Genomic DNA, 23969 nt, shown 5'->3' on the forward strand with positions numbered 1-23969 from the left:
CCCATGCCCTATGTCGCCGCCGAAAACCGCTATGAAAAAATGGTCCATAACCGCTGCGGGCGGTCCGGCCTGAAGCTGCCGGCGATCTCGCTGGGGCTGTGGCACAATTTCGGCAACGACACGCCGCACAGGACCAAGCAGGCGATCGCGCGCAAGGCCTTCGACCTCGGCATCACGCATTTCGACCTCGCCAACAATTACGGGCCGCCGCCCGGCTCGGCCGAGATTGCCTTCGGTGAGATACTGCGCACCGACTTCGCCGCCTACCGCGACGAACTCATCATCTCGACCAAGGCCGGCTACGAGATGTGGGCGGGGCCCTACGGCCAATGGGGCGGACGCAAATATTTGCTGGCCAGCCTCGACCAGAGCCTGAAGCGGATGGGGCTCGACTATGTCGACATCTTCTATTCGCACCGCTTCGATCCGGATACGCCGCTGGAGGAGACGATGGGCGCGCTCGACCATGCGGTACGCGCGGGCAAGGCGCTCTATGTCGGCATCTCATCCTACAATTCGCAGCGCACGCGCGAGGCGGCCGATATACTGAAGCGGCTCGGCACGCCTTGCGTAATCCATCAGCCGAGTTATTCGATGCTGAACCGCTGGGTCGAGGACGATGGCCTGCTCGATACGCTTGATGGGCTGGGCGTCGGCTCGATCGTGTTCTCGCCGCTGGCACAGGGCATGCTGACCGACAAATATCTCGGCGGCATTCCCCAGGGCAGCCGTGCCTCCCAGGGCAAGTCGCTGCGGCCGGCCTTCATCAACGACAAGACCATCGCCAACATACAGGCGTTGAACGCGATCGCGGGCCGTCGTGGCCAGACGCTGGCGCAGATGGCGCTGGCGTGGGTGCTGCGCAAGGGCAAGGTGACATCGGCGCTGATCGGCGCCAGCCGGCCGGAGCAGGTGGAGGACTGTGTCGGCGCGCTGGAGGCGCCCGACTTCAGCGACGCCGAGCTTGCCGAGATCGACAATTACGCGCGCGAGTCCGACATCAATCTGTGGGCAGCCTCGGCCGAGCGCAACGGCCCGCCGAGGAAGTAGGCATGGAAGCCGGTAGACGACGGCGGGAGCCCTCCCGCCGTTGTCTTCGCGGAATGCCGCGCCAGCGCGTTTCAACAGAGGAGTAGCAAAGACAGCGGTTCGTCGCTATCTGAACGGGGGCGGCCGTTTGCATATGGAAACGGCCCGTATGTGACACGAGGCAGGTCGGAAACAGGATCATGGCGGCAAGGGATGTGCTGACGAAGAACCAGCTGTGCGTGCTCGAGAAACTCGAGGCCGCCAGCGGGCCGCTCAGCGCCTACACCTTGCTTGACCAACTGCGCGAGCGGGGTTTCCGCGCGCCCCTGCAGGTCTACCGCGCGCTCGACACGCTGGTGAAGTCCGGCTTCGTGCATCGGCTGGAAAGCCTCAATTCCTTCGTCGCCTGCGTCGAACCGCACGATCACAGCCATTCCATGACCGCCTTCGCCATCTGCGACACATGTGGCCAGGTGAGCGAAATGTCCGACCATGATGTCGGTCACCGGCTGGACGAATGGGTGCGCTCCACCGGCTTTGCCGCCAAGAAGGCGGTGATCGAGTTCCGCGGGACCTGTGCCAAGTGCCGGGCGCAAGCTGCCTGAAATGTGTTGATATTCAGGTGATGTCGGCTGGCGCTAGTGCGCCTCGTCCCAATTGTTCGCCGCTCGAGCGTCCACATGCAGCGGCACCGACATGGACACCGCCGGCATGGCCGCGTTCTCCATGACATGGCGCACGACGGGGATCGTCGCCTCGACTTCCGCCTCGATCGTCTCGAAGATCAGCTCGTCATGCACCTGCAAGAGCATGCGGGCCGAAAGCCTGGCCTTCTCCAGCGCCTCGTCCATGCGCACCATGGCGCGGCGGATGATGTCGGCGGCGGTGCCTTGCAGGCGCGCGTTGATCGAGGCGCGCTCGTTGAAGGCGCGGATCGAGGGATTGGAGGACCGGATCTCGGGGTAGTGGATGCGGCGGCCGAAGATCGTCTCGACGAAACCGTGCTCGCGGGCATAGGCCTTGGTCTCTTCGATATAGTCGCGGATGCCGGGGAAGCGCTCGAAATATTTTTTGATGTAGTTGCTGGCCTCCTCGCGCGGGATCGACAGCTGGTTGGCGAGGCCGAAGGCCGAGATGCCGTAGATGATGCCGAAATTGATCGCCTTGGCGCGGCGGCGCACTTCCGAAGGCATGCCCTCCACGGGCACGTTGAACATTTCCGAGGCGGTGATGGCGTGGATGTCGGCGCCGTCGGCGAAGGCCTGCCGCAATTGCGGGATCTCGGCAACATGGGCGAGCACGCGCAATTCGATCTGGCTGTAGTCGGCCGAAACCAGGCGGTTGCCCTTGTCGGCGATGAAGGCTGTTCTGATCCTGCGGCCTTCGGCGGTGCGCACCGGGATGTTCTGCAGGTTCGGGTCGGAGGATGACAGGCGCCCCGTCGTCGTCGCGGCGAGCGCGTAGGAGGTGTGGACCCGCTTGGTGTCCGGGTTGACGAAGCCGGGCAGCGCATCGGTGTAAGTCGATTTCAGCTTGGTCAGCTGGCGCCAGTCGACGATCTTGCGCGGCAGTTCGTGGCCTTCCGCGGCAAGGTCTTCCAGAAGTTGCGCCGAGGTCGACCATTGGCCGGTCTTGGTCTTGGAGCCGCCGGGCAGACCCATGCGGCCGAACAGGATGTCGCCGAGCTGCTTGGGCGAGCCGATGTTGATGCGCTCGCCGACGAGCTGATAGATTTCTTCCTCGAGCCGGGCTGCGCCCTGCGCCAGTTCGCCCGACAGCCGCGACAGGATCTGCCGGTCGACCGAGATGCCGCGCTGTTCCATGCGCGCCAGCACCGGCACCAGCGGCCGTTCCAGCCGTTCATAGACCGACACCAGGCCCTTGGCGGCGAGCCGCGGCTTCAGCACCAGCCAGAGCCTGAGCGTCACATCGGCGTCCTCGGCCGCATGGGCGGTCGCCTTGTCGACATCGACCTGGTCGAAGCCGACCGAATTCTTTCCGGAGCCGGTCACGTCCTTCAGCCGAAGCGGACTATGGCCCAGCCATTTCTCGGCAAGCGCGTCCATGCCGTGGCCATGCGAGGTGCCGGCATCGAGCACGTAGGAGATCAGCATGGTGTCGTCGAAAGGGCCGACGTCGATACCGTAGCGGCTCATGATGACGAGATCGTATTTCAGGTTCTGCGCGATCTTGAGGACAGACTTGTCCTCGAGCAGCGGTTTCAGCACGGCCAGCGCCTCGCGCAGCGGGATCTGGTTGTCGATCGGACCACCGCCGAGCAGGTCGCCATTTCCGCTCCTGTGGGCGAACGGCACATAGGCGGCGCGACCTGGCGCCGTCGCCAGCGACAAGCCGATCAGTTCGGCCTGCATCGGATCGGGCGACGTCGCGCGGGCATCGAAGGCGACGATGCCGGTCTCCAGCGCCTCGGCGACCCAGGCCTTCAGGCTGGCGACGTCGCGGATGCATTGATAGGCCGAAATGTCGATCTTGCGGGCGGTGGCGGCCTCCAGGCGAAGCGCCGACAGAAGCGAAGGGGTGTTGCCCTCCTTCGTGCCGCCGCCTGCTTCCAGGGCCGTCTCGCCGTCCTGCTTCGCCTCGGCGCTGGGCGCGACCGGCGCGCCGGCGCCGACATCGGGTCCATGCGCGAAATCAGCGCGTTCGACCGTCACCGCGACCGCCTGCACGTCGCTTGCCTCGGTTCCCGTCGTTTCCGCCACGCGGCGGGTCAGCGAAGAGAATTCCATGGTCTTGAGGAAGCCGATCAGCTTCGGCCCGTCCGGCGCGTGCAGGACGAACTCGTCCAGCCCCTCGGCCACCGGCACATCGTTCTTCAACGTCACCAGCTGGCGCGAGATGCGCGCCTTGTCGGCATTGGCGATGATGGATTCGCGTCGTTTCTCCTGCTTGATCTCGCCGGCGCGCTCAAGCAGTCCGTCGAGGTCGCCGAACTGTTCGAGCAGTTGCGCCGCGGTCTTCGGCCCGATACCCGGCACGCCGGGAACATTGTCGACGGAATCGCCGGTCAATGCCTGCAGGTCGATCATCTTCTCCGGCGGCACGCCCCATTTCTCGATGACCTCGGGAATGCCGATCTGGCGATCCTTCATCGGATCGTACATGCTCACCGTCGGGCCGACCAACTGCATCAGGTCCTTGTCGGAGGAGATAATGGTGGTGTCGCCGCCGGCCTCGCAGGCCAGACGGCAATAGGTGGCGATGAGGTCGTCGGCCTCGAACCCTTCCATCTCAAGGCAGGGCAGGTTGAACGCCCTGGTCGCCTGGCGGATGAGGCCGAATTGCGGGATCAGGTCTTCCGGCGGCGCCGAACGGTTGGCCTTGTATTCGGGATAGAGGTCGTTGCGGAAGGTTTTCGACGAATAGTCGAAAATGACCGCGAAATGCGTCGGCACGATGCCGACATCGGTGTTGCGCGCATCCTGCATCAGCTTCCACAACATGTTGCAGAAGCCGGACACGGCGCCGACCGGCAGGCCGTCGGACTTGCGGGTCAGCGGCGGCAGCGCGTGATAGGCACGAAAAATGTAGCCGGAGCCGTCGACAAGAAAGAGATGATCGCCTTTTTTCATGCCGGCAGGGATAGCGCGGCGCAGCGGCTTGGTCCATGCCAAAGGCACCGCTTCCAGCAACACCCTGACAGGCAGGCGACAGGTTGGTTGGAAAGAGCTGAAATCGGCATTATTTTCGCCTGCGAGACGGCTTGGTCCCGCCTGTCCAACGGCTGCTCACGGCCATGTTACAAAAGTGTAATATTCGTGCCCTTGAATCGCCACGTTCGAGGACACAGATAAATGGCATCGGCAATTTTCGCCGACGTCCGGAGCAAGGCCCGTCCCCCGCCTATCCCGGACACCTGCGGCAGCCTATCCCCCCTCTCCGGGCTGCCGCATCGTTTCGAGTAGAAGGGCCGCCGTGGTTCCCCCTCCACCACGGCGGTCTTTTTTGTTCGAATACGCGCTTGGAGCCCGTGGTCCAATGGTCCCGGGCTTTTCGTTTGTCCGCTCTGCCTTTAGGGTTCCGGCACTGAATCGAAAGGCTCATCAATGTCAATTTCCCCCGTTCTCGACCGTCTCGACAAGAATCTCGACCAGAGCCTGGAGCGCCTGTTCGGCCTGCTCCGGATCAGGTCGATCTCCACCGATCCGGCCTATGCCGCCGATTGCCGCAAGGCGGCCGAATGGCTGGTGGAAGAACTCAAGGTGATCGGCTTCGACGCCAGCGTCCGCGACACGCCCGGCCACCCGATGGTGGTTGCGCATCATGATGGGCCGGCCGGTTCACCGCATGTGCTGTTCTATGGCCACTATGACGTACAGCCGGTCGATCCGATCGAGCTTTGGGAAAACGACCCGTTCGCGCCGGCGGTCAAGGAGATCGAGCCCGGCCACAAGGTGATCACCGGGCGCGGCTCGGCCGACGATAAGGGTCAGTTGATGACCTTCGTCGAGGCTTGCCGGGCCTGGAAGCAGGTGCATGGCAATCTGCCGTGCCGCATCACCATCCTGTTCGAGGGGGAGGAGGAGTCGGGCTCGCCGTCGCTGAAACCCTTCCTCGAAGCCAATGCCGATGAACTCAAGGCCGATTTCGCGCTGGTCTGCGATACCAGCATGTGGGACCGCGACACGCCGTCGATCTGCGTGGGGCTGCGCGGGCTGGTTGGCGAGGAGATCATCGTGAAGGCCGCCGACCGCGACCTGCATTCGGGTCTCTATGGCGGCGCCGCTGCCAACCCGATCCGCATCCTGGCAAAGGTGCTGGCCGACATTCACGACAAGGACGGCCATATCACCATCCCGGGCTTCTATGACGGCGTCGAGGAAACGCCGTCGCAGATCCTGAAATCATGGGAAACGCTGGGCGAAACGGCCGAGACGTTCCTTGGCCCCGTCGGCCTGTCGATCCCGTCGGGCGAAAAGGGCCGCTCGCTGCTGGAACTCACCTGGGCACGGCCGACGGCCGAGTTCAACGGCATCACCGGCGGCTATACCGGCAAGGGCTTCAAGACGGTGATCGCGGCGCAGGCCTCGGCGAAAGTATCTTTCCGCCTCGTCCACAAGCAGGATCCCAAGAAGATCCGCGCCGCCTTCCAGCAATTCGTCAAGGAGCGCATTCCGGCCGACTGTTCGGTGGAGTTCCACCCGCATGGCGGCTCGCCGGCAATCCAGCTTTCCTACGACTCGCCGTTCCTGGCCAAGGCCAAGACGGCGCTGTCGGACGAATGGCCGAAGCCGGCGGTGACGATCGGCAGCGGCGGCTCGATCCCCGTAGTCGGCGATTTCCAGACCTATCTCGGCATGGAATCGCTGCTGGTCGGTTTCGGCCTCGACGACGACCGCATCCACTCGCCGAACGAAAAGTATGAGTTGAGTTCGTTCCACAAGGGCCAGCGCTCCTGGGCACGCATTCTGGACGCGCTGACGCGCTGAGCCGGGAACTCACGAAAGGCGGGAAAATCAAGTTTATGTTGATTTTTCCACCGATCACGGCAAGGACGGGTTGCCAGCGCAACGTGCTGGAGCGCGCGCGTCCGCTCGATGGATGCGCGATGCCGAAAGCGCGACCCCGGAGAAGACGATGAGCGATATCCGTTTCCACAAAAACGATCTGCCCGACCTGTCCCGCTACAATGTCGGGGCGGTTGCCATCGATACGGAAACGCTGGGCCTGAACCCGCATCGCGACCGGTTGTGCGTGGTGCAGATTTCACCCGGCGACGGCAGCGCCGACGTCATCCAGATCGCGCCGGGCCAAAAGGAAGCGCCGAACCTCGTCAAGCTCTTGGGAAACCACAGCGTGACCAAGCTGTTCCACTATGGGCGCTTCGACCTTGCCGTGCTCTACCATGCGTTCGGTGTGATGCCCGAGCCGGTATTCTGCACCAAGATCGCCTCGCGGCTGACCCGCACCTACACCGACCGGCATGGTCTCAAAGACATCTGCTTCGAGCTTCTGGGCGTCGGCCTGTCCAAGGCGCAGCAATCGTCGGACTGGGCGGCCGAAACGCTGTCGCCCGAACAACTCGAATACGCCGCATCCGACGTGCTCTATCTGCACCGGCTGCGCGACGTGCTGGCGGCGCGGCTGGCGCGCGAGGATCGCACGAAAGAGGCCGACGCCTGTTTCCGCTTCCTGCCGACACGCGCCAAGCTTGACCTCATGGGCTGGGACGAAGAGGATATTTTCGCTCATAGCTGACGGCGTCGCGGCGCTGCCGCCGATGTTCCGTCCGGGACCAGATGCCGGCCGTCGTGTTCCGTCGGCTCGAAAAGAGGGATGACATGACGGATAGGAAGCCCATATCGACCGCGCCCACCGACGGCTCCAAGGTCACCGTGACCTGGAAGGACGGCGACGGCGTGCTCAACGAATCCATCGCGCAATACCGGGACGGCGGCTGGTGGGTCTACATCGACAGCGATACGCAGAAGAAGGTCGAGCCGACGAGCTGGCGGCCCGCCGGGAGCGACGACGGCGACCAATGAGCAGGCCGCTGGCGAGGGCGGCGGCTTTCGCATAGCCTGAAGCCGTTGATATCGAGGCCGATTCGGGGCTTTCCGCTCCGCGCTCGCCTCTTGCTCGGAGGGAAATCGCCATGGGCGTCGAAAGCCTGCTCGTCTTCATCATCATCGGTGCCATCGCCGGCTGGCTCGCCGGTCTCATCGTCTCCGGTTTCGGCTTCGGCCTGATCGGCAACATCATCGTCGGCATCATCGGCGCGTTCATCGCGGGCTGGCTGTTCCCGCGGATCGGCTTGTCCATCGGCGGCGGCATCCTCGCCTCGATCATCCACGCCACGATCGGCGCCATCATCCTGCTGATCCTGGTCAGGGTCCTGAAGCGAGCCTGAGGCCGGGCACCGAGGAGCGCGCCATGAAACAGAATACGCTTTATCTCGTCATTGGCGCGCTCGTCGTCGTGGTCATCGCGCTCGGCGTCTACGTCTACCGCGAACAGACCAAGCCGAAAGGCGTGGAGCTCAAGATCGACGACAAGGGCATCTCGATCCAGCAGAACTGAACGGAGCCCGGGCTTGCCGGCTCCGCATTGCTCCCCACGCCTGACTATCGCTGCCTGCCGGATTTAACCCGCCTTTAAACCGCCGCATCTACTCTGCAACCCGAACGCCATAGGCATCGGGATATCAAGCGCAGCGCATGGCGAACCACAGAGACAGCCGCATCGAACCCAGTTTCGAGGGACCGCCACAAGCGAGATCCCAGACAGGTCTTTCGGTGAGCGAGGAGGACCGCGTCGTGCCCAGCAACCGCAAAGCCTCCGCCAAGCGCAAACCGCCGAAGGCAAAATCGTCGCGTGCCAGGCGCGACCGAAGCCGGCGCGGCCTGTTCGGCGTGCTCGGCCGGCTGGTCTACTGGTGCTTCGTGCTGGCCATCTGGGGCGGCATCGCCGTGGCCGGCGTCGTCGTCTACTACGGTGCCAAGATGCCGGCGGCCACGACCTGGTCGATCCCCGATCGCGCGCCCAATATCAAGATCGTCTCCGCCGACGGCCAACTGCTCGCCAATCGCGGCATGAGCGGCGGCGAGGCGGTCGGCCTGCACGAAATGTCGCCCTACATCCCCGAGGCGGTCATCGCCATCGAGGACCGCCGCTTCTATTCGCATTTCGGCGTCGATCCGATCGGCCTGTCGCGCGCCATGGTCGCCAACCTCGCCGGCGGGCATTTCTCGCAAGGCGGTTCGACGCTGACGCAGCAACTGGCCAAGAACCTGTTCCTGACGCCAGACCGGACGTTGGAGCGCAAGGTGCAGGAGGTGCTGCTGGCGCTGTGGCTGGAGCACAAGCACACCAAGGACCAGATCCTCGAAATGTACCTCAACCGGGTCTATTTCGGCTCGGGCGCCTATGGCGTCGAAGCGGCCTCGCGCCGTTATTTCGGCAAGAGCGCGCGCGATGTCACCTTGTCGGAGGCGGCGCTGCTTGCCGGTCTCCTGAAGGCGCCGTCGCGACTGTCGCCGGCGCGCGATCCCAAGGCCGCCGAGGACCGCGCGCAGCTGGTGCTCGCCGCCATGCGCGACGAGGGCAAGATCAGCGCCAAGGAGCTGACCACGGCGATGAGCGCGCCGGCAACGCGCGCGCCGTCCTACTGGACAGGCTCGGAAAACTACGTCGCCGATACCATCATGGAAGAACTGCCCGATCTGATCGGCGACGTGCGCGGCGACATCGTCATCGATTCTACCGTCGACCTGAACCTGCAGAAGCTCGCGGAACAATCGATCCGCCGGCTGATCGACGAAAGCGGCAAGAAGCTCAACGTCACCCAGGGCGCGCTGGTGTCGATCGACGATTCGGGCGCGGTGCGCGCCATGGTCGGCGGCTACGATTATTCGACCAGCCAGTTCGACCGCGCCTCGGAAGCGCGCCGGCAGCCCGGTTCGGCGTTCAAGCCGTTCGTCTACATGGCCGCCCTCGAGGCCGGCCGCACGCCCGACAGCGTGCGCAACGATGCGCCGATCAAGATCGGCAAATGGACACCCGACAATTACGGCGGCAAGTATTTCGGGAAGGTGACGCTGGCAACCGCCTTGGCGAAGTCGCTGAACTCGGTGGCGGCCCAGCTGACCATGGAAGTGGGGCCGGACGCAGTGGTCGAGGCGGCGCATCGCATGGGCATCCAGTCCGATTTGCAGGCCAACACCTCGATCGCGCTCGGCACGTCGGAAGTGACGCCGCTGGAGCTGACCTCGGCCTATGTGCCTTTCGCCAATGGCGGTTACAAGCCGGATATTCATTTCATCCGCCGCGTGACATCAGCCGAGGGCAAGGTGCTGTACGACGCCGGCAGCGGCAGCGCGCCACGCGTGGTGAAGCCCGAGATCGTCGGCATGATGAACTCGATGATGACCGGGACGGTGGAGATCGGCACGGCCAGGAAGGCGGCCTTCACCTGGCCGTCGGCCGGCAAGACCGGCACCAGCCAGAATTCGCGCGACGCCTGGTTCGTGGGCTACACCGCCAATCTCACCACCGGCGTATGGTTCGGCAATGACGACGGCAGCCCGATGAAGAAGGTCACCGGCGGCGCGCTGCCTGCGCAGGCCTGGCACGAGTTCATGGTCGCCGCGCATGAGGGTGTGCCCGTGCGGCCGCTGCCCGGCACCTGGAAGTCGACCCCGGCCGATAGGATCGTGCCGGACGAAATCCCGTCGGCCGATGCGACGCAGTCGGCTCCGAAGCCGCAAGCGCCTGTCGGCCAGTCGGCGCCCGCCGCCGTCGCGGCGCAGCCAGCGCCGGTTCGCGCGCCCCGCCCGGCCCAGACGGTCGACGCCGATGGTTTCGATATGCCGGGCGATTCCGGAACCACCGCGTCGGTCGGACATCCGGTGCCGCCGGGCAGTGTCGGCGGTCCGCTCAAGAAGCGGCAGACCTCGATCCTCGACATTCTCGGCGGAGGCTAGCGGCAACTCGCCTCTCGCCAGCGCCACACCGTTCGGCTACACCTCCCGACATGGCAGAGATCGACACTAGGAAGACCATTGTGCTGACCGGCGCCAGCCGTGGCATCGGCCATGCCACGGTCAAGCGTTTCTCGCGCGAGGGCTGGCGCGTCATCACCTGCTCGCGCCAGGCGTTTGCCGAGGATTGCCCGTGGCCGGCCGGGCCCGAGGACCACATCAAGGTCGATCTCGCCGACCAGGAGGATGTCGGCATCGCCGTCTCCGAAATCCGCCACCGGCTCGAGGCGCATGGCGGGCAGCTGCACGCGCTGGTCAACAACGCCGGCATTTCGCCAAAGCTCAAGGACGGCAACAGCCGCATGAACTCCATCGACACGCCGATGCATGTCTGGCGCGACGTGTTCCAGGTCAATTTCTTCGCGCCGATCATGCTGGCGCGCGGGCTGTTCAAGGAACTGGCATCGGCGAAAGGGTCGATCGTCAACGTCACCTCGATCGCCGGCACCCGGGTGCATCCCTTCGCCGGCACCGCCTATGCGACATCGAAGGCGGCGCTCGGCTCGCTGACGCGCGAGATGGCGCATGATTTCGGCCCGCACGGGATCCGCGTCAACGCCATTGCGCCGGGCGAAATCGACACCGCGATCCTGTCGCCGGGCACGGACAAGATCGTCGAGACCATTCCGCTCAGGCGGCTGGGCACCACGGCCGAGGTCGCCGACATCATCTTCTTCCTGTGCTCCGGGCAGGCGTCTTATGTGACCGGCTCGGAAATCCACATCAATGGCGGCCAGCACGTGTGATGGGGCAGGTCTCAGCCTAGGGATCGTTCATCCGGTCATGGTGAGAACGGCCTTGCCGCTGAAGCTGCGCTGTCGCAGAGCGTCCAGGGCTTGGGCGATGTCGGTCCATGGCATGGTCAGGGCGACGCGGGTTTCCAGCCGGCCGGCCGCAACGAGAGCGAGCAGCGAGGCGATGTCCGAGCCAATGCCCGCGCCAGACGTGTAGTAGGCGAAAGTCTGAAGCCTCGCCCCCTCGTGACCCGGAACGAACTGGCGGAACCCAATTGGCGTGAGTTCGCCACTGCTCGAGCCGAACATGACGATCGTCCCGCCAGGAGCGACGCGTTCGATCGCGTGGGCGAGGCTTTGGCCGCCGACCGACTCGGTGATCAGCGAGAACGCCCCCTCAGCCAGTTCGATCGACTCGACGACTTGCCCGGCACCCAGGCGGCGGAGATCCTCGCCATGCCGGGAGGCCGCGACCGCGGTCACGCTCGCGCCCTGTTCGCGCGCGATCTGGAGCTGGAAACGGCCGACCGCACCGCTTGCGCCGGTGATCAGGACCCGCTGGCCGGCAAGGTCGCCGCCATGGCGCAAAGTCCTGAGCGCGGTGGTGCCCGCGACCGGAAGCGTGGCCGCGGAAACGAAGCTGACCTCATCCGGCAGGACGGCGAGGCGGTCGGTCGAAACCGCGACGCGTTCGGCCCAGCCGGCCTGGTCGACCAAGGCCGCGACGCGGGCGCCCACGGCTGGCCCGGAGCCGTCGGCCGCTGGCCGTTCGACGATCCCGACGATGTCCTGGCCGGGTATCCAGCCGTCCGGGCGTATGGTGAGCAGGCGCAATTCGCCGCGATTCAACGAGGTTGCGTGGACCGAGACAAGCGCCTCGTTTGCGAGAGGCCGAGGGTCCTCGACCTCGGCAAGCGTCAGTCCGGTGGGGCTGTCGGAAGACATGACTAGGGCGAGCATGAGACGTACCTTCCTGCTGGTTTGTGGATGCAAAGCGCGGTGGCATCCTGATCAACCGGGTGCATGGGCAAGCTGGAACCTATCGACTTCCCAGCTTGAAGAATTTAGCTATCGTGGCGTTTAATCGCTAAAAGCCGTCAATCATGAGACAACCTCTTCGTTACCCATGGCTCGATTTCAATGTGGATGACGTCCTCGCACCGGCAATCGCCGTGCGCGTCGACGTTACCGAAACCAGGGCCGAAGTCCCCTCCCATCGGCATCGCAAAGGCCAACTCGTCTTCGCGCTCGGCGGTGGCGTCACATGCCGCGTCCCGAGCGGCCTGTGGATGGTGCCGCCGCATTGCGGGGTGTGGATTCCCGGCGACATGGAGCACAGCAATATCGCGACCGCCAACGCCCGGATCTTCTTCGTCTACATCGAGCCGGGAGCCGCCGAATTGCCGGACCGGTGCTGCACCCTTTCGGTCTCGCCGCTGCTGCGCGAACTGATCATCGAACTGTCCGATGGCGTGGGGGATGATGAGGCGAGGGATGCGCTTTTGATCAGGATGCTGCTTGCTGAGCTGCCGCGCATGCCTGTCCAGCGGCTGCATCTGCCGATCTCATCCGAGCCGCGATTGAGGCGGATCGCCGAAGCGTTGGCGCAGGATCCCGCCGACCGCAGCACATTGTCGGAATGGGCCAGCCGGGTTGCGCTCAGCGAGAGCAGTCTCGCCCGTCTCGTCGTGAAGGAGACTGGCTTAAGCTTCGGACGCTGGCGCCAGCAGTTGCATCTGATCGTCGCAATTCGAGAACTGGCCTCCGGTGCGAGCGTGCAGCAGGTCTCCGGCGATCTCGGCTATGATTCCGTCACCGCCTTCATCACCATGTTCAAGAAGGCGCTTGGCAAGCCGCCGGCAAAATACCTCGGCAGCGTCGCGCAAAATGGCGGCTCTGCCTTCGTGGCGTGATCAACCTGGCTGCAGGCGGAGCACCTCGAGCATCCATTGTTGGACCAAGCGACGCCTTGTAGATTCGAACGAGACCTTGGAGACTGAAACATGGCGCTCAAGCGGATGGACAACGTAGGAATCGTCGTCGAAGATCTCGGAGAGGCGATTGATTTCTTTCGCGAACTCGGCCTCGAGCTCGAAGGACGGGCCACGATCGAAGGAGAATGGGCCGGACGTGTCACCGGACTGGGCGATCAGCATGTCGAGATTGCCATGATGCGCACACCGGACGGCCATAGCCGGCTCGAGCTCTCCCGCTTCCTCATGCCGCCTGTCGTCGCAGATCACCGGAACGCCCCGGTCAACGCCCTAGGGTACCTGCGCGTCATGTTCACCGTGGACGACATCGACGAGACGCTTGAGAGGCTCCGCACGCGCGGCGCGCAGCTCGTAGGCGAAGTAGTCCAGTATAAAGACGTGTATCGGCTCTGCTACATCCGTGGGCCTGAGGGGTTGCTCATCGGACTCGCCCAAGAACTCGGTTAAGCGCAATACGAAGAAATGGCAGGAGTGGCCGATGTCAGCGGGCGCGTCCAAGGCCGCCCCACCTGTTCGAGGTCCCGCCCTCCACGGTCGGCCGCGTTCTCGCTAAGCACGGACTAGTTCCGTGTAGGCGGACGGTTCAGCCGCCCGCGGCTTGTGACCAAGCACCTCTTCCACGATGCCGCGCGCGATCTCGCGTTCGCCCATGATCACCGTATCGGCGCCGAGCCCCTTGAGATGCTCGACCTCGGCATCGGAATGGGCGCGGGCGACGACATTGATGGCGGGATTGGCGGCGCGCGCACGCAGCACGATCTGACCGGCCTCGAAGGCATTGGGGATGGCCAGGATCAGCCGTTTTGCGCCTTCGGGATTGGCGGCTGCAAACACTTCGGCATTGGCGGCGTTGCCGGCCACGGTCTCGATGCCCTCGGCCCTGAGCTTCACCAGTGTCTTGTCGGCATCCTCGACCACCAGGAAGGGCAGGGCGGCTTCCTTCAACGCAGCGCCGACGAGACTGCCGACACGGCCGTAACCAATCAGGATAGCGTGGCCGCTGAGGGCCGTTCTTGGCGGCGGCCCATCCTCCTGCTTCGCCGCCGAGGCGACGGAAGCCACCTGGCCGGGCTCCGTCGCCGGGCCGACCGGTTTGGGCTCCACAGGCGGCGCCGTCCTGGCGGCGCGGGCCTCGAGCCATGGCTTCATCCAGTCGATGACCAGGAACATCACCGGGTTGAGCACGATCGACAGGATGGCGCCCGCCAGGATGAGGTCTCGCCCCTGTTCGGGCAGCAGTTTCAGCCCGACGCCGAGTTCGGCCAGGATGAAGGAGAACTCGCCGATCTGGGCAAGGCTCGCCGAAATCATCAGCGCCGTCGCCAGGGGATAACCGAAGGCGACGACGATGAGGAAGGCCGCCAGCGACTTGCCGACGACGATGATGGCGAGCGTTGCCAGAATCGGCAAGCCGTTGCTGAACAGGCTGAACGGGTCGAACAGCATACCGACCGAGACGAAGAACAGCACCGAGAAGGCATCGCGCAACGGCAGCGATTCCTCCGCGGCGCGGTGGCTGAGTTCGGACTCGCTCATGATCATGCCGGCGAAGAAAGCGCCCAGTGCCAGCGAGACGCCGAACAGCTTGGCCGCGCCGAAGGCGACGCCAAGCGCTATCGCCAGCACCGAAAGCCGAAACAGCTCGCGCGAGCCGGTATGGGCGACATAGTGCAGGATCCAGGGAATGACGCGGCGGCCTACCACCAGCATGACGATGACGAAGGCGGCGACCTTGGCCAGCGTGATGCCGACGACACCCCAGATGCCGTAGCTCGCGGGCAGCGACAGCAGGCCGCTCGCATGGGCATCCGCCTGCTCCTGGCCGCCAAGCACGCCGGCAAGCGCTGGCAAAAGCACCAGGGCCAGCACCATGGCCAAGTCCTCGACGATCAGCCAGCCGACGGCAATGCGGCCGCGCTCGGTCTCGATCAGGCGGCGCTCCTGCAGGGCGCGCAGCAGCACCACGGTCGAGGCCACCGACAGCGCCAGGCCGAAGACCAGTCCTGCTCCCGCCGACCAGCCGAGCATCCAGGAAAGCCCCGCGCCGAGTGCCGTGGCAAAGCCGATCTGAACGATGGCGCCGGGCACGGCAATGGCGCGGACCGACAGGAGATCCTTCAGCGAAAAATGCAGGCCGACGCCGAACATCAACAGGATGACGCCGATTTCGGCGAGCTCATTGGCAAGGCCGGCGTCAGCGACGAAACCGGGCGTGTTCGGCCCAACCAGCACGCCGGCCACGAGATAGCCGACCAGCGGCGGAATGCGGAAGCGGTTGGCGAGAGCGCCGAAGACGAAAGCGAGCCCCAGACCGGCTACGATGGTGGCGATAAGGGGAGTGTCATGCGGCATTGTCTATGGAGCGCCTTTCAAGCCAGCGATGCAGGATATGCGCCGCCCGAAGCCGCCGCCTGTTTGCAATATGGTGGATTGGGTGTCGGCCACGCAACCCCGCAAAACCGGGAATTGCCGGTGAAGCGACAAATACCTCGCCGGTGGGCAAGCAAGCCGGAATCCGAGGTCAGCCGAAATCATGCGCCGCAATGGCGGCGCTCGATAGGCAACGATCAAGCTGCCCGCAACAGAGCCTCGATCTCGAATACCGCGTGGTTGGTCAGCGTCTTGGGAATTTCCGCGCTGACCTTGTCGCTGACTTCCTTGTGCAGGATCTTGCGCATCGCGCCGAGCACGAGCGGCGGCGCGATGAGGATGATTTCGTCAAAAGAGCCTCGATGAGCCAGCTTGTAGAGTCGTTCGGCGAGTTCGTCGGCAAAGCGCTCCTTGCCGATCCGATGCCAATCCGTCTCCTCGACCGCGCTGCGGTGAACCGAGGGACCGTCATTGTAGCGACCGGGACTGTCGCTGCCTTGCTCGCGCGTTGGCGGGTTGTCCTGCCTCACTTCCTGCACCACTTCGAGGTTCGGAAATTTGGTGTCACCTGCATTTCTGAGGAAGAGCGCTTTTTCTCCGTCGGCCACCATGATCCAGATGCCGTGCTTCAACTTGATCGCGCTCATGACGCCGGGCTCCTTCCTTCGCTGCCGCCACGCTTGGCTTCACGCCGCGGCCAGGTATGATTTTGAATTGCGCATGCGGAAGGAACGCGCCTCGATCCGGTAATGTTCCAGCCAAAAAGCCAGGTCATACGGACGCTCCGTCGAGGTGGAGGCGCGCGCACGACCGCCAGGCAGCTTTAATCTACTAAATTAGTAGAATTTAGAAAAAACGGTTTTGTCATAAAGCGCGTTCGGCCCAAAAAAGAGGAGAAATCAAGGCCCGCGACAGCGGCTTGATGCCGGTCTCCGCAACAAGGTGGAATATTTTTCTCTTGGCCGCGGCCCTTTAGAAAAAGCGATTGCATCCCGGAAGGTGATGCGCGAGTGGGTTTCTTCAGCTTTTTCGCGCCCACGCGTAGAAGTGAAGACCAGATCAGGATTCCGTTCGTATCCATGCCGCAGCCCGCCCCCAAGCTCAATGCCTTCCCCGTCTTCGTACGGGTCGAGGACGAAGCCGTAACGATCGTCGGCGGCGGCGACGAAGCGTTGGCCAAGGCACGATTGCTTGGGCAGTCCAGCGCTACGCTGCGCATCGTCGCGGAGAGCGCCTCACCGGACATGCTCGGCTTCATCGCGCAGAGTGGCGCCACCCACATCGCGGCCTATGAGGCGAGCCGGCTGGAAGGCTCGGTGATGGTGTTCGCTGCCAGCGGCGATGAGGCGCTCGACCGGCGCGTTGTCCAGGATGCGCGCCGGCTCGGCATCCCCGTCAATGCGGTGGACCGGCCGGAGCTTTGCGATTTTTTCACCCCGGCGCTGGTCAATCGCGCACCGGTCGCGATCGCCATCGGCACGGAAGGCGCTGGGCCGGTGCTGGCGCAGATGCTGCGTGCCCGCATCGACCGCATGCTGTCGCCTTCGTTGGGCAGGCTGGCGGCTCTCGCCGCGTCGTTCCGGGCCGCCGCTGAAAGCCTGCCCAGGGGCAATTCGCGCCGCCGGTTCTGGAGCGAGTTCTTCGGCGGTGCGCCGGCGCGCGCCGTCGAAGCTGGCAAGCTTTCGCAGGCGCATGACGCAGCCGCCGATCTTCTGCGTTCGGCTGCATCCGCTTCAGGCCATATCGCCCTGGTTGGCGCGGGCCCCGGTGCCGAGGACCTTTTGACGCTGCGTGCGCATCGCCTGCTGATGGAGGCCGATGTCATCGTCCACGACGCGCTGGTGCCGGAGGCTGTCGTCGCCATGGGCCGACGCGACGCCGAGCGCCTGGCGGTCGGCAAGCGCAAAGGCTGTCACACCAAGAGCCAGGCCGAGATCAATGCGCTGCTGGTCGAGCTTGGCCGCGAAGGCAAGCGTGTGGTGCGGCTGAAGTCGGGCGATCCCCTGGTGTTCGGCCGGGCCGGCGAGGAGATGGCGGCGCTGCGTGATGCCGGCATCGCCTATGAGGTGGTTCCGGGCGTTACCGCTGCTTTCGCTGCCGCCGCCGATTTCGAATTGCCGCTGACGCTGCGCGGGGTTTCCTCCTCGATGGTGTTCACCACCGGTCATGATCTCAAGGGCAATTCGCTGCCCGACTGGGCCAAGCTTGCCATTTCGGGTGCCACCGTTGCTGTCTATATGGGCCGCTCGGTGGCCGCGGAGATTGCCGGCCGGCTGATCGAGGCCGGGCTTTCGCCCGATACGGCGGTAGCCGTGGTCGAGAATGCCAGCCTCGGCAATCGCCGCCGTTTCCACGGCACGCTTGCCGACCTGCCGTCGTTGGAAGCGCGCGCCGATCTCTCAGGTCCGGTCATGACCATCATCGGCGATGCGGTCGCCGGCGCCAATTTCGAACGGTCCGAACCGCTCGCGGCACACAGGCATGAAGGTGCGCCCATAGCTGCCACCGAGGGAGTTCAGCAATGAAGATACTGACCGCCAACCGGCTCGCCGACGGCATCGCCGTCTGGTACGCAGACGGCGGCTGGGCCGAGAGGGCGGACCATGCCGACCTCGCCCATGACAAGGCGGCCGAGGATCGCCTGGAAGCGATCGGTGCCAAGGCCCACGCCGACAACGAAGTCCTCGACGTCAACCTCATCGATGCCGAAATCGTGAACGGCGTTGTCGAGCCGGTGCGGTTGCGCGAGAAGATCCGCGCCGCGGGCCCGACCATTCGCAACGATCTTGGCAAGCAGGCCTCCCGGGCGGCGTAAGCCCAGACCAGAAGTGAACACGGGCGGACGCGCCCTGAAAGACGAAGCATGTACCGCTACGATGAGTTCGATCACGATTTTGTCCAGGCCCGCGTCGCCGAGTTCAGCGACCAGGTCCAGCGCCGGCTCGCCGGCGAGATCACCGAGGACCAGTTCCGGCCGCTCAGGCTGATGAACGGCGTCTACCTGCAATTGCACGCCTATATGCTGCGCATCGCGGTGCCCTATGGCACGCTGAACAGCAAGCAGTTGCGCATGCTCGGCCACATCGCGCGCAAATACGACAAGGGCTACGGCCATTTCACCACGCGCCAGAACATCCAGTTCCACTGGCCGGCGCTGTCCGACATTCCTGCGATCCTGGCCGATCTGGCGAGTGTCGAGATGCACGCCATCCAGACCAGCGGCAATTGTATCCGCAACGTCACCGCGGACCATTTCGCGGGTGCGGCGGCCGACGAGGTCGCCGATCCGCGTCCCTATGCGGAAATCCTGCGCCAGTGGTCATCTGTTCATCCGGAGTTTTCCTACCTGCCGCGCAAGTTCAAGATCGCGGTAACCGGCGCGGAGCGCGACCGCGCCGCCATCCAGACCCACGACATCGGCCTGCACCTGAAGAAGAACGCGGCCGGCGAGCTCGGCTTCGCCGTCTATGTCGGCGGCGGCCAGGGGCGCACGCCGATGGTCGCCAGGAAGATCCGCGATTTCCTGCCGGAAGCCGACCTTTTGTCCTACTGCACGGCGATCCTGCGCGTTTACAACCTGCATGGCCGCCGCGACAATAAGTTCAAGGCGCGCATCAAAATCCTGGTCCACGAGACCGGCGTCGAGGAGATCACGCGCCAGGTCGAGGCGGAATGGCAGCAATTGAAGGACGCCGAGTTGAAGCTGCCGGAAGCAGACATCCGCGCCATCGACGCCTATTTCGCGCCACCAGCGCTGACCGCGCGGCCGGACGGCGACGAGGCTGTAAAGCTGGCACGCCTCGATTCCAAGGGCTTCTCGGATTGGCTCGACCAGAACGTGGTGACGCATCGCCACCCCGACTATGCGGCGGTGACCATCTCGCTGAAGGGTATCGGCGAAGTGCCGGGCGATGCGACCGACAGCCAGATGGAAGCGATTGCCGATATCGCCGAGAAGTATGGATACAACGAGTTGCGCGTCAGCCACGAGCAGAACCTGATCCTGCCGCATGTGGCGCGCGCCGACCTGAAGGCGGTCTATGACGCGCTGGTCGATATCGGCCTGGCGACCGCCAATTCGAACCTGATATCGGACATCATCTCGTGCCCGGGCCTCGACTATTGCGCGCTGGCCACAGCGCGTTCGATCCCGATCGCGCAGGAGATCTCGCGTCGCTTCGCCTCGCTGGAGCGGCAGCGCGAGATCGGCGAGTTGAAGCTGAAGATCTCCGGCTGCATCAATGCCTGCGGCCATCACCATGTCGGACACATCGGCATTCTCGGAGTCGAAAAGAAAGGCACCGAGCTGTACCAGGTGACGCTTGGCGGTTCGGCCGACGAGAACACTTCGGTGGGCGAGATCATCGGCCGCGGCTTCTCGTCGGAAGAGATCACCGACGCCATCGAGCAGATCGTCGAGACCTATCTCGGCCTTCGGCTCAACTCACAAGAGAAATTCATCGACGCCTACCGCCGTGTCGGTCCCGCGCCGTTCAAGGAGGCGCTCTATGCTGGCGAAGCCAAGGCCGCTTGACCCTATCGTCGACGCCGATGACGGCATCGCCGCCAAAGCGGCGGGGTTTGACGCGCTTTACGGCCACCTGAATCCGCTCGACATCATCGAACGCGCGGCAGGCGACCTGTTTCACGATGAGATTGCCGCGGTGTCTTCCTTCGGTGCCGATTCGGCCGTGCTACTGCACATGATTTCCGAAGTCGATCGCTCGCTGCCGGTCATCTTTCTCGATACTGGCAAGCATTTCGAGGAGACGCTCGGCTATCGCGACGCCCTGGTCGCCGATTTCGGGTTGACCAACATCCAGGTGATCAAGCCCGACGAGGCAGCACTCGAGCGGATCGATCCGACCGGCAATCTGCACCAGACCAACACCGACGCCTGCTGCGACGTGCGCAAGGTCGAGCCGCTGGCACGGGGCGTGGCGCCTTTCCGCGCCTGGTTCACCGGCCGCAAACGCTTCCAGGCCTCGACGCGCGCAGCACTTCCGGTGTTCGAGGCGGTCGGCCCACGTATCCGCATCAATCCGCTGGCGCACTGGACGACGTCGGACCAGGCGGACTACATGCGCGCGCATGCACTGCGGGAAAATCCGCTGGTCGCCTATGGCTATCTGTCGATCGGCTGCTTCCCGTGCACCCAGCCGGTGCAGCCGGGCGAGGACGCGCGCAGCGGCCGCTGGGCCGGCCATGCCAAGACCGAGTGCGGCATTCACCTGTCGGGACTGGAGAAGTCGCTGACCGACGCATCGTTATAGGGTATGCTGATATTCAGGTGGGGCCGGCCTGCAAACGGCGGCTTCGGGGGCTCACGTACTACAAGTACGCTCCGCTCCGGCTCTCGGAAGCTACCGTTTTCGACTCGGGCCTGCTTGAATCTCCACACCCCCTTGAGCTCTTTGAATTTTAGGAAATTTCGATGACTGAACCGACGATACCGGAGACCCGCCTCTGGACCCCGACGGGTTTTCGGGAGGATGAGTGGGCTCATGCCGAAGGCGCGGAAGCGCTGTCCGGCAATGGCCGCTTCATCCTGCCGCTGCAGGCGTTTCTCGATCTCGATCCGGAGGTGCGCCGGTCGGCCAAGGAAAGGATCGGTGTCGTGCTGCAACCCGGCGATCAGCTCGAAAGGATTGCTGGCCTGCTCGACCAACTGTCGCTGGTGGCGCTGGCTTTTCCGTCGTTCAGCGATGGCCGCTCCTTCTCAAAGGGCGAATTGCTGCGCAGCCGACATCATTTCGAAGGTGCCGTGCGCGCCACCGGCCAGGTGCTGGTCGACCAACTGCCGCATATGCTGCGGCTCGGTTTCGATGAATTCGAAATCTCCAATCCCGTGCTCTTGAAGCGGCTGGACGAAGGCCGCACCGGCGGATTGGGACTCTACTACCAGCCTGCCGCCGTGCCGAAGCCCAAGGGACCAAAATACTCCTGGCGTCGGCTGCGTGCCGGCTGACGTCACGACACTTCCAGCGACAGGTTTGCGGCCGCCTGTCCTCTCCCGTCACGACGACAGGAGGTGCCGCCGGCGGATCGGGGACAGCAGAGCCAGGCAGAAGATGGCTACGCCGCCATCCGTGCCTGGCGAAACGACACCAGCTTGCCGCTGTTTTCATCCCACAGCGCCAGCTTGACGCAGCGCAGGCTCTCAAGAAGGGTGATGCGGCCTATGCCGCGCAGTTCCGGATAATCGCGCAGCACTTCCTGCAGGCGGTAGCCTGGCACCTTCGCGGAGAGGTGATGGACATGATGGACACCGATGTTGCCGGTGAACCAGTTCAGCACCGGCGGCAGGTCATAATAGGAGGATCCGTGCAAGGCGGCACGCTGGAACTCCCACTCATCGTCCTTCGCCCATTCGGTCTCCTCGAACTGGTGCTGGACATAGAACAGCCAGATGCCGGCGGATCCGGCAAGGATGACGATCGGCAGGTGGACGACCAGAAAAGCGCCAATACCGACGAACCATATCAGGATCGACGCTGCCAGAACGATGGCGAGGTTGGTGGCCATCGAGGATACCCAGGGCTTCAGGCCACCGCGCATCATCCCGACCGGCAGCCTTTGCTCGAAGATGAAGAGCCATATCGGCCCCAGTCCGAACATGACCAAGGGATGGCGATAGAGACGATAGGCGAGGCGACCTCTCCAGGACATCCGCCGGTACTCCGCGACCGTCAACGTCTTGATATCGCCAACGCCGCGCTCGTCGAGATTACCCGCGCTGGCATGATGGGTGGCATGAGCACTCCGCCAGCAATCATAAGGCGTCAGCGTAAGCACGCCCAGGACGCGGCCTATCCAGTCATCGGCGGTGCGGTTGGCGAAGAAAGATCCGTGCCCGCAATCGTGCTGGATCATGAAAATCCGCACCAGGAAGCCCGCCGCCGGCAAGATCAGCACCAGCCCCCACCAATGGCCATAGGCAAAGGCGATCGAGGACAGCGCCCAGAGTGCTGCGAAAGGGATCAGGGTGATCGCCAGTTCGACGGCGCTGCGCCGCCTGTCCGGCTTCTTGTAGCGCGCCAGGATCTTCAACCAGGCGCGCTTACTGTTGGCGGCAGTCTCAGGGGAAATCATGTTCATCATGAAGCATAGGCGGAGGGGCCCGGCTCCCGCAAGGCTAATCACGAGAAATTACCGCGCGTAATTGTCGCGATGGGGCGCGGGATCCTCGATCCAGGCCGCGACTTCAGGTTCTGTTCTAACCCTGCAACTCTGCCAACCCGGATCGCATCCGGTCACATGCATCAATGGCGCGCGCCGCCAGCCATGCTGTTTTCCAGGCCGTCGAGACGTTCGAGCTGGTCCCGGAAGCGGTCGGGAATGTCTTTCTCGGCGCGAAAGGCCGGCAGCGCATGCAGAAAGCGTCTCACCGCCGCCGTGCCTAGTGGCGCCGGATTTCGGCGGCGATCCGATCTTTCTTTTCGCCCTTGTCGCGGGGTGTCATTTCAAAAATCCTGTGTCGGTTCGAAAATCCTCCAGCCAGCAAATGGTTCCCCGATCGCGCCGCCGGGGCAAGCAAAGGTGGAAGCTATGGTAAAGTTTGAATTAAAATCGAAGCATCGCACTGATCGCCATTCGGTTTGAACGGCTGGGCGCGTGCCTTCGCTTACCCCTTGATTTTTGCCCACCAAACCTCGATATCGGGCTCAAAATCCACACTATTCGAGATGATGGGAAACGGCGATGAGCGACCAGGCAAAAGACGAACGCGCGCCCGACGAAATTGAGGCGACCGAAGCCAATGCCGAGCGCACGGAAGGTGGCGTCGATGGCGATTATGAAGCGGTTGTGCGGCTCCTGAAGGAGAATGAAGAGCTGAAGGACAGGGCGCTTCGCGTTGCGGCCGAGATGGAGAACCTGCGTCGCCGCACCGCGCGCGACGTGCATGACGCGCGTACCTATGCGGTCGCGAACTTCGCCCGCGACATGCTGTCGGTTTCGGACAATCTGCGCCGCGCGCTGGACGCTATTCCCGCCGAGGCCAAGGCGTCCGGCGATGCGGGTTTCAAGGCGCTGATCGACGGCGTCGATCTCACCGAGCGTGCCATGCTGTCCGCACTGGAGCGGCACGGCGTCAAGAAGCTCGCGCCGGAAGGCGAGAAGTTCGATCCCAATTTCCACCAGGCCATGTTCGAAGTGCCCAATCCCGATGTGCCGGCCAACACGGTGGTGCAGGTCGTGCAGCCGGGCTATTCGATCGGGGAGCGGGTGCTGCGCCCGGCCATGGTCGGCGTTGCCAAGGGCGGCCCGAAAATCGCCGCCGGCGAAGCGCCGGTCGAGCCGGGGCCCGTCAACGAGCAGGCGGAGAAGGATGCGTAGTTAGGGGA

Annotated in this window: 23 protein-coding genes; 17 read left to right on the plus strand and 6 right to left on the minus strand. The window is 64.2% G+C overall.

Translation table 11 applies throughout. The features are described from left to right. The first annotated feature begins 3 nt into the window (after positions 1-3). Positions 4-1050, plus strand: a complete 1047-nt coding sequence (mgrA, locus tag FJ428_RS12915) for an L-glyceraldehyde 3-phosphate reductase (protein ID WP_140879531.1) — start codon at positions 4-6, stop codon at positions 1048-1050. A 179-nt stretch (positions 1051-1229) separates the two neighbouring features. Continuing rightward, positions 1230-1634: a Fur family transcriptional regulator gene (locus FJ428_RS12920; RefSeq protein ID WP_140500273.1), complete on the plus strand. Its 405-nt coding sequence runs from the start codon at positions 1230-1232 to the stop codon at positions 1632-1634. Positions 1635-1667: 33 nt separating this feature from the next. On the opposite strand, the gene polA is transcribed toward FJ428_RS12920, so the two are convergent. Further along, positions 1668-4619 carry a DNA polymerase I gene (gene polA / locus FJ428_RS12925; RefSeq protein ID WP_181167294.1) on the minus strand — a complete coding sequence of 984 codons (2952 nt, stop codon included), beginning with the start codon at positions 4617-4619 and terminating at the stop codon, positions 1668-1670. A 474-nt stretch (positions 4620-5093) separates the two neighbouring features. Here polA and FJ428_RS12930 point away from each other — a divergent pair, with 474 nt between their 5' ends. From FJ428_RS12930 to FJ428_RS12960, 7 genes are all read left to right on the plus strand, one after another. Next, positions 5094-6476, plus strand: coding sequence for a M20/M25/M40 family metallo-hydrolase (locus FJ428_RS12930; RefSeq protein ID WP_140763246.1), 1383 nt, complete (start codon positions 5094-5096; stop codon positions 6474-6476). Positions 6477-6624: 148 nt separating this feature from the next. Continuing rightward, positions 6625-7245: a ribonuclease D gene (locus tag FJ428_RS12935; RefSeq protein ID WP_140500266.1), complete on the plus strand. Its 621-nt coding sequence runs from the start codon at positions 6625-6627 to the stop codon at positions 7243-7245. An 83-nt stretch (positions 7246-7328) separates the two neighbouring features. Next, positions 7329-7532, plus strand: a complete 204-nt coding sequence (locus tag FJ428_RS12940) for a hypothetical protein (RefSeq protein ID WP_140879533.1) — start codon at positions 7329-7331, stop codon at positions 7530-7532. A 110-nt stretch (positions 7533-7642) separates the two neighbouring features. Beyond that, the gene (locus tag FJ428_RS12945; protein ID WP_140500262.1) at positions 7643-7897 is read left to right on the plus strand and encodes a GlsB/YeaQ/YmgE family stress response membrane protein; all 255 of its coding nucleotides are present in this window, start codon (positions 7643-7645) and stop codon (positions 7895-7897) included. 23 nt (positions 7898-7920) lie between these two features. Beyond that, positions 7921-8067 carry a hypothetical protein gene (locus FJ428_RS12950; protein ID WP_140500260.1) on the plus strand — a complete coding sequence of 49 codons (147 nt, stop codon included), beginning with the start codon at positions 7921-7923 and terminating at the stop codon, positions 8065-8067. 137 nt (positions 8068-8204) lie between these two features. Continuing rightward, entirely contained in the window at positions 8205-10469 is a 2265-nt protein-coding gene (locus FJ428_RS12955; protein WP_140672237.1) for a transglycosylase domain-containing protein, read from the plus strand. 50 nt (positions 10470-10519) lie between these two features. Then, positions 10520-11272, plus strand: coding sequence for an SDR family oxidoreductase (locus FJ428_RS12960; protein WP_140500256.1), 753 nt, complete (start codon positions 10520-10522; stop codon positions 11270-11272). Between the two features lie 27 nt (positions 11273-11299). On the opposite strand, the gene FJ428_RS12965 is transcribed toward FJ428_RS12960, so the two are convergent. Continuing rightward, positions 11300-12220, minus strand: a complete 921-nt coding sequence (locus FJ428_RS12965) for a zinc-binding dehydrogenase (protein ID WP_140879534.1) — start codon at positions 12218-12220, stop codon at positions 11300-11302. 143 nt (positions 12221-12363) lie between these two features. Here FJ428_RS12965 and FJ428_RS12970 point away from each other — a divergent pair, with 143 nt between their 5' ends. Beyond that, the gene (locus FJ428_RS12970) at positions 12364-13173 is read left to right on the plus strand and encodes a helix-turn-helix transcriptional regulator (RefSeq protein ID WP_140558379.1); all 810 of its coding nucleotides are present in this window, start codon (positions 12364-12366) and stop codon (positions 13171-13173) included. A gap of 90 nt (positions 13174-13263) precedes the next feature. Beyond that, positions 13264-13701, plus strand: a complete 438-nt coding sequence (locus FJ428_RS12975) for a VOC family protein (RefSeq protein ID WP_140879535.1) — start codon at positions 13264-13266, stop codon at positions 13699-13701. A 102-nt stretch (positions 13702-13803) separates the two neighbouring features. On the opposite strand, the gene FJ428_RS12980 is transcribed toward FJ428_RS12975, so the two are convergent. Then, positions 13804-15606, minus strand: coding sequence for a cation:proton antiporter (locus FJ428_RS12980; protein ID WP_140500248.1), 1803 nt, complete (start codon positions 15604-15606; stop codon positions 13804-13806). A gap of 215 nt (positions 15607-15821) precedes the next feature. Beyond that, positions 15822-16271, minus strand: a complete 450-nt coding sequence (locus FJ428_RS12985) for a host attachment family protein (RefSeq protein WP_140500246.1) — start codon at positions 16269-16271, stop codon at positions 15822-15824. A 432-nt stretch (positions 16272-16703) separates the two neighbouring features. Here FJ428_RS12985 and cysG point away from each other — a divergent pair, with 432 nt between their 5' ends. The 5 genes from cysG to FJ428_RS13010 all read left to right on the plus strand — a co-directional run bounded on the left by cysG (position 16704) and on the right by FJ428_RS13010 (position 21592). Further along, on the plus strand, positions 16704-18149 hold the full coding sequence (gene cysG, locus FJ428_RS12990; RefSeq protein WP_140500244.1) for a siroheme synthase CysG: 1446 nt from the start codon (positions 16704-16706) through the stop codon (positions 18147-18149). After that, positions 18146-18439 (plus strand): DUF2849 domain-containing protein, encoded by a 294-nt coding sequence (locus tag FJ428_RS12995; RefSeq protein WP_140500242.1) that lies wholly within the window; start codon positions 18146-18148, stop codon positions 18437-18439. Before cysG ends, FJ428_RS12995 begins: the two co-directional genes overlap by 4 nt. Before the next feature lie 48 nt (positions 18440-18487). Then, entirely contained in the window at positions 18488-20158 is a 1671-nt protein-coding gene (locus FJ428_RS13000) for a nitrite/sulfite reductase (RefSeq protein ID WP_140685811.1), read from the plus strand. Continuing rightward, positions 20133-20897: a phosphoadenylyl-sulfate reductase gene (locus FJ428_RS13005; RefSeq protein WP_140500238.1), complete on the plus strand. Its 765-nt coding sequence runs from the start codon at positions 20133-20135 to the stop codon at positions 20895-20897. The genes FJ428_RS13000 and FJ428_RS13005 overlap by 26 nt, the downstream gene beginning before the upstream one ends. Positions 20898-21058: 161 nt before the next feature. After that, positions 21059-21592 carry a DUF934 domain-containing protein gene (locus tag FJ428_RS13010; RefSeq protein ID WP_140500236.1) on the plus strand — a complete coding sequence of 178 codons (534 nt, stop codon included), beginning with the start codon at positions 21059-21061 and terminating at the stop codon, positions 21590-21592. A 107-nt stretch (positions 21593-21699) separates the two neighbouring features. Here the strand turns inward: FJ428_RS13010 and FJ428_RS13015 are convergent, their stop codons facing one another. Both FJ428_RS13015 and FJ428_RS30885 read right to left on the minus strand, forming a co-directional pair. Further along, positions 21700-22722: a fatty acid desaturase gene (locus tag FJ428_RS13015; RefSeq protein ID WP_140500460.1), complete on the minus strand. Its 1023-nt coding sequence runs from the start codon at positions 22720-22722 to the stop codon at positions 21700-21702. A gap of 164 nt (positions 22723-22886) precedes the next feature. After that, positions 22887-23012 carry a hypothetical protein gene (locus FJ428_RS30885; RefSeq protein ID WP_281405849.1) on the minus strand — a complete coding sequence of 42 codons (126 nt, stop codon included), beginning with the start codon at positions 23010-23012 and terminating at the stop codon, positions 22887-22889. Positions 23013-23325: 313 nt separating this feature from the next. On the opposite strand from FJ428_RS30885, the gene grpE reads away from it, so the two are divergent. Continuing rightward, positions 23326-23961 carry a nucleotide exchange factor GrpE gene (gene grpE, locus FJ428_RS13025; RefSeq protein WP_140500232.1) on the plus strand — a complete coding sequence of 212 codons (636 nt, stop codon included), beginning with the start codon at positions 23326-23328 and terminating at the stop codon, positions 23959-23961. The last annotated feature ends 8 nt before the right edge of the window (positions 23962-23969 follow it).

It is taken from the genome of Mesorhizobium sp. B2-8-1, from assembly GCF_006440955.1.
GTDB lineage: Bacteria > Pseudomonadota > Alphaproteobacteria > Rhizobiales > Rhizobiaceae > Mesorhizobium.

Coding starts and splice junctions, on each gene's coding strand:
- FJ428_RS12980 (WP_140500248.1), bottom strand. CDS start 15,606: ATGCCGCATGACACTCCCCTTATCGCCACCATCGTAGCCGGTCTGGGG.
- FJ428_RS12965 (WP_140879534.1), bottom strand. CDS start 12,220: ATGCTCGCCCTAGTCATGTCTTCCGACAGCCCCACCGGACTGACGCTT.
- FJ428_RS12995 (WP_140500242.1), top strand. CDS start 18,146: ATGAAGATACTGACCGCCAACCGGCTCGCCGACGGCATCGCCGTCTGG.
- FJ428_RS12930 (WP_140763246.1), top strand. CDS start 5,094: ATGTCAATTTCCCCCGTTCTCGACCGTCTCGACAAGAATCTCGACCAG.
- mgrA (WP_140879531.1), top strand. CDS start 4: ATGCCCTATGTCGCCGCCGAAAACCGCTATGAAAAAATGGTCCATAAC.
- FJ428_RS13005 (WP_140500238.1), top strand. CDS start 20,133: ATGCTGGCGAAGCCAAGGCCGCTTGACCCTATCGTCGACGCCGATGAC.
- cysG (WP_140500244.1), top strand. CDS start 16,704: ATGCCGCAGCCCGCCCCCAAGCTCAATGCCTTCCCCGTCTTCGTACGG.
- FJ428_RS12955 (WP_140672237.1), top strand. CDS start 8,205: ATGGCGAACCACAGAGACAGCCGCATCGAACCCAGTTTCGAGGGACCG.
- FJ428_RS13015 (WP_140500460.1), bottom strand. CDS start 22,722: ATGAACATGATTTCCCCTGAGACTGCCGCCAACAGTAAGCGCGCCTGG.
- FJ428_RS12940 (WP_140879533.1), top strand. CDS start 7,329: ATGACGGATAGGAAGCCCATATCGACCGCGCCCACCGACGGCTCCAAG.
- FJ428_RS12920 (WP_140500273.1), top strand. CDS start 1,230: ATGGCGGCAAGGGATGTGCTGACGAAGAACCAGCTGTGCGTGCTCGAG.
- FJ428_RS13000 (WP_140685811.1), top strand. CDS start 18,488: ATGTACCGCTACGATGAGTTCGATCACGATTTTGTCCAGGCCCGCGTC.
- FJ428_RS12945 (WP_140500262.1), top strand. CDS start 7,643: ATGGGCGTCGAAAGCCTGCTCGTCTTCATCATCATCGGTGCCATCGCC.
- FJ428_RS12985 (WP_140500246.1), bottom strand. CDS start 16,271: ATGAGCGCGATCAAGTTGAAGCACGGCATCTGGATCATGGTGGCCGAC.
- FJ428_RS12970 (WP_140558379.1), top strand. CDS start 12,364: ATGAGACAACCTCTTCGTTACCCATGGCTCGATTTCAATGTGGATGAC.
- FJ428_RS12935 (WP_140500266.1), top strand. CDS start 6,625: ATGAGCGATATCCGTTTCCACAAAAACGATCTGCCCGACCTGTCCCGC.
- FJ428_RS12975 (WP_140879535.1), top strand. CDS start 13,264: ATGGCGCTCAAGCGGATGGACAACGTAGGAATCGTCGTCGAAGATCTC.
- FJ428_RS12960 (WP_140500256.1), top strand. CDS start 10,520: ATGGCAGAGATCGACACTAGGAAGACCATTGTGCTGACCGGCGCCAGC.
- grpE (WP_140500232.1), top strand. CDS start 23,326: ATGAGCGACCAGGCAAAAGACGAACGCGCGCCCGACGAAATTGAGGCG.
- FJ428_RS13010 (WP_140500236.1), top strand. CDS start 21,059: ATGACTGAACCGACGATACCGGAGACCCGCCTCTGGACCCCGACGGGT.
- polA (WP_181167294.1), bottom strand. CDS start 4,619: ATGAAAAAAGGCGATCATCTCTTTCTTGTCGACGGCTCCGGCTACATT.
- FJ428_RS12950 (WP_140500260.1), top strand. CDS start 7,921: ATGAAACAGAATACGCTTTATCTCGTCATTGGCGCGCTCGTCGTCGTG.